This is a genomic window from Brevundimonas sp. (assembly GCF_032107865.1).
Classification (GTDB): domain Bacteria; phylum Pseudomonadota; class Alphaproteobacteria; order Caulobacterales; family Caulobacteraceae; genus Brevundimonas.
Window position 1 is genome coordinate 1 of record NZ_DAMCNG010000255.1, and the last position, 3,568, is coordinate 3,568.

Sequence of the window (3,568 nt, forward strand, 5' to 3'; positions counted from 1 at the left end):
CGAGGGCCGAGCGCGTCGGCGCGGTCGCGGCGGCGGCCTGCGTCAAGGCGGCGTCCAGCGCGCCGCGATCATCGTCCAGCGCCGCCCACAACTGCTCGGCTTCCGTCAGGGCCTGGGGATGATCGGGAGAGGCCTCCAACCAGGCCTCAAGGGCCAGGTAGTCCGTCTCGGACATGTCGCCGCCGCCCAGCCGGACGGCCCAGGCCGAGGCCTGGTCGATGACGCTCTGGGAAAAGGGCGCGGTATGGCGTGTCATGCGGCTTCAGCCCGTAGGACGAGGGGGCGTCCAGAGAAAGAGACGTCGCGGAACGCAGCGACCCACAATGAATAGCGGCGAAATCTTGATTTCATGGCCATCCGACCCGTTTCAACAGATGGGCCAGGGCCGTGCTCAGATACTTTTCGACCGAGCTGCGCGAGACGCCCATGCGGGCGGCGACCTCTGCATGGGTTAGACCTTCGATCCGGTGCAGACGAAGGGCGATGCGGACATTGGGCGCGAGCTCCTCGACGGCGGCGGCGACCCGGTCGAACTTCAACCGCGCCCAGGCCGCATCCTCGGGAGAGGGGGCGTCGGCGACCGATACGCCCTCTGCCGTCGCGCCCGAAGTCTCGGACCAGGCTTGGTCGCGCGCTGAGGCGCGTTGTCGTCGCCGGACGCCGTCCAGCATCAGATTGTTGCCGATCCGGTACAGGAAGGCGGCGGGACTGACGATCTCACGCGCAGAGGTTTCCGACAGGGCCTGAAGTCTAACGTAGATGTCCTGCACGATGTCTTCCGCACGATCAGGGCATCCGGTGCGTGTCGCAAAGAACCGGACGAGCGCGGGGCGGCGCTCCAAGTAAACGGCTAGAAGTTCAGCTTTCGCGTTCGACGTCACGTGCGAATAGACCCCCGATGTCAGACGCCGCCATATCCAGAATCGGCCTTCTCCAATGCGCTGACGTTTTTCGCAATGCGTGAATTTGGAGTCCTGAAGAATATTTTTCAATTCGATTGAGGGAGGTCCGGGGCGGCGGCGTCTCTGGTGGAGCGCCGGCATCAGGGCGCTGTGAGCCACGATGACGACCGGAGATATCTCATGAACAGAGCGCTCATGATCGCCCCCATTCTCGCAATGGCGGGCCTCGCCGCCTGCAGCACCAAGCCCGCGCCGAACTCCGGCTTTCTCAGCAACTACGCCGACCTGCAGAAGCGCGGCGGCATAAACGAAGGGGCTTCGATTCAGCAGCGTCGCGACGACGCCGCGTCGGACAGCATCGACAGCGTCTTCTTGGAAAAGGCGGTCTTCGCGCCCCGCGTCGGCGAAAGCCTGACGGCGACGGAGCGTTCGATGGTGCTGCGCGAGGTGGATCGTCAGATCTGTTTCGAAGTCAGCGAGCGCTTCGTCGTCGTGACGACGCCGACGCCGAAAACCGCGACGGTCCGCACGGCCATCGTACGGTTTGAATTGACCGGCCGCGTGGGGTCCGTCGTCAGCGCCGCCAGCGGTTTCGTCGTTCCCGTCGTCACCCTGCGGGTGCCGGGCTCGACCGGCGGTCTGGCCGTGGAGTCGGAACTGCTGGAGCCGGGCGGCGTACGCCAGATCGCCGCCATTTCGTGGGCGCGCACCGCCCAGGTGGTGGGCATGGACACGCCTTCGCTCTCGCGCGTCGGCGACGCCCTGCAGATGGCCGAGCCGATGGGAGACGCGGTGAGAGAAGCCTTCGCCACCAAGGCCCGCAAGAAGATCAAGATCCCCGACCCAGACCCGTGCGCCGCCTACGGCCCGCGCCGCGACATCGGCCGCATGGCCGCGAGCATGGCCGTGGATTCTCCGTGACGGGTCTCTATTTTCCCGAAGCGGCCGGGACCGGTCCCCAGAAGGACTGATCGACAGTCTGCGCCCGTTCCGTGAGGCGCCGAAGCCGGCCCCCTTTTCGTCTCTGGCGTCGAGGGCGTGCGATCGGCCCTGCGGTTCCCCAACCTTTTTCAGATCGGATCGACCATGCGTTCTCGTTCTTGGCCGGCCACATCGCGCGATCGCGAGCCGACACGCTTCGCGCGACCTTCACGTCCGTACATGCAGATGGCTCTGCGGGTCATGCAGACCTGGCTGGCCATGTTCTACATCCACCTGTTGGGGGTGCATCGCCCAAACGCCGGCCGACGGCACGCGCTGGCCTTCGCGCGCCGTCGCCGCCTGGCGACGCGCGCCGCCGATGGCCGAGGCGGGCGATGAAGCCCCTTCCGGCACCTCCGTCAGGCGAGCCAGGCCCGGCTTCCGTCGCACCGCTTTGCAGCCTCAGCGGCTGAACAGGGCGAACGGACCTTTTTCCATCCACTTTCGCCAATCGAGATCGATCATGCTTCCCCGTTCCTGGGTCGTACTGCAGCACCGTCATGGGCCGACACCCACCGCAGCGCGGCGTTCACGTCTGTACATGCACCTGTTCCTGTGGGTGATGCAGGCTTGGCTGGCCATGTTCTACATCGGCGCCGGATACGCGAAGCTCACTCAGAAGCATGACCTGCTGGCCCTGATGATGACGTGGCCGGCCCAGGTCGACACGGAACTGCTGCGTGTGATCGGCGGGATCGAGATCGCGCTCGCCCTGTTCATCGTGGCGCCGCTGGTGTCGTGGTCGCTGTTCCGTACGATCATGCTGGTCGGCGCCATGGGCGTTCTGGCGGTCGCCAGCGGCATGATCGTCTTTCACACGCTCAACGGCGACATCTTCCTGGCGTCCGTGAACTTCGCGCTCCTGCTGATGTCGCTGATCATCGTCCTTGGTCGGTGGGAGTGGAGCGAACACGCTCAGCTTCCGACGTCGTTCGAAATGCAGAAAAAACCCGAGCCGAAATCCAGCTGAGTGTTGGAGCGGGTAGCGAGAATCGAACTCGCGACATTCAGCTTGGGAAGCTGACGTTCTACCTCTGAACTATACCCGCATCGCCGAAGCGAGCGGCGAAGATATAGGGCGCGGGCCAAAAGAAAAGGCCCGGCGAACCGGGCCTTTGGATTTTTTGACAGAGGCCGCGACGGGTCAGTCGCGCACTTCCTCGACCGTGACGCCGCGCTTGGCCAGCATGGTCTGGACGCTGTCGGCGCCCGCCAGGTGGCCGGCGCCGACCGAGATGAAGGCCGTGCCCGAGCCTTCCAGCATCGCCACGATCTGATTGGTCCAGTCCGTGTTGCGGCGCGTCAGCATGATCTCGTACATCTCCGGCGATTCCGCCTTCATTTCCTGGCCGATCATGGCGTCCAGGCCATCCACGTCGCCGGTCGACCAGGCGCCGACCATGCGGCCCAGGAACTCCGGCGCTTGGTCGAACTCCTTCAGTCCCGAACGCAGCATGGCCAGTTGCGCCTCTTCCGACATGTCGGCGATGAAGCCGATCTGCTGCGGCATGGTCTCGAAGCCCTTGATCGGCTTGCCCGTGGCGGCGGCGCGGGCGTGCAGCACCTGATCGCCGCCGTTCTGCGGCAGGTAGCCGGCCTTGGTGATGCTGGCCATGGCCAGCTGCAGGGCCGCGAACCACGGGCGCAGCGGGTCCAGCTGAGCCGCCGTCGCGCCGATGGAGCGG

Annotated in this window: 6 protein-coding genes and 1 tRNA gene; 3 read left to right on the forward strand and 4 right to left on the reverse strand. The window is 65.5% G+C overall.

Annotation, left to right across the window (positions count from 1 at the left end; genetic code table 11):
* Together RT567_RS14985 and RT567_RS14990 are read right to left on the reverse strand one after the other, a co-directional pair.
* Window positions 1-256 (reverse strand): DUF4880 domain-containing protein (locus RT567_RS14985; RefSeq protein ID WP_313577046.1); only part of this gene is annotated, 256 nt, incomplete at its 3' end.
* 91 nt (window positions 257-347) lie between these two features.
* On the reverse strand, window positions 348-1,043 hold the full coding sequence (locus RT567_RS14990; protein WP_313577047.1) for an RNA polymerase sigma factor: 696 nt from the start codon (window positions 1,041-1,043) through the stop codon (window positions 348-350).
* Between the two features lie 39 nt (window positions 1,044-1,082).
* Between RT567_RS14990 and RT567_RS14995 the strand changes: the two genes are divergently transcribed.
* The 3 genes from RT567_RS14995 to RT567_RS15005 all read left to right on the forward strand — a co-directional run bounded on the left by RT567_RS14995 (window position 1,083) and on the right by RT567_RS15005 (window position 2,853).
* Window positions 1,083-1,823 carry a DUF3313 family protein gene (locus RT567_RS14995; RefSeq protein WP_313577048.1) on the forward strand — a complete coding sequence of 247 codons (741 nt, stop codon included), beginning with the start codon at window positions 1,083-1,085 and terminating at the stop codon, window positions 1,821-1,823.
* A 240-nt stretch (window positions 1,824-2,063) separates the two neighbouring features.
* Window positions 2,064-2,222, forward strand: a complete 159-nt coding sequence (locus RT567_RS15000) for a hypothetical protein (RefSeq protein WP_313577049.1) — start codon at window positions 2,064-2,066, stop codon at window positions 2,220-2,222.
* On the forward strand, window positions 2,203-2,853 hold the full coding sequence (locus RT567_RS15005; RefSeq protein ID WP_313577050.1) for a DoxX family protein: 651 nt from the start codon (window positions 2,203-2,205) through the stop codon (window positions 2,851-2,853). Before RT567_RS15000 ends, RT567_RS15005 begins: the two co-directional genes overlap by 20 nt.
* Before the next feature lie 4 nt (window positions 2,854-2,857).
* Here the strand turns inward: RT567_RS15005 and RT567_RS15010 are convergent.
* Window positions 2,858-2,932: transfer RNA gene (locus RT567_RS15010), tRNA-Gly, on the reverse strand.
* Between the two features lie 95 nt (window positions 2,933-3,027).
* Window positions 3,028-3,568, reverse strand: a 541-nt coding sequence (locus tag RT567_RS15015) for a TraB/GumN family protein (protein ID WP_313577051.1), incomplete at its 5' end; no start/stop codon positions are given.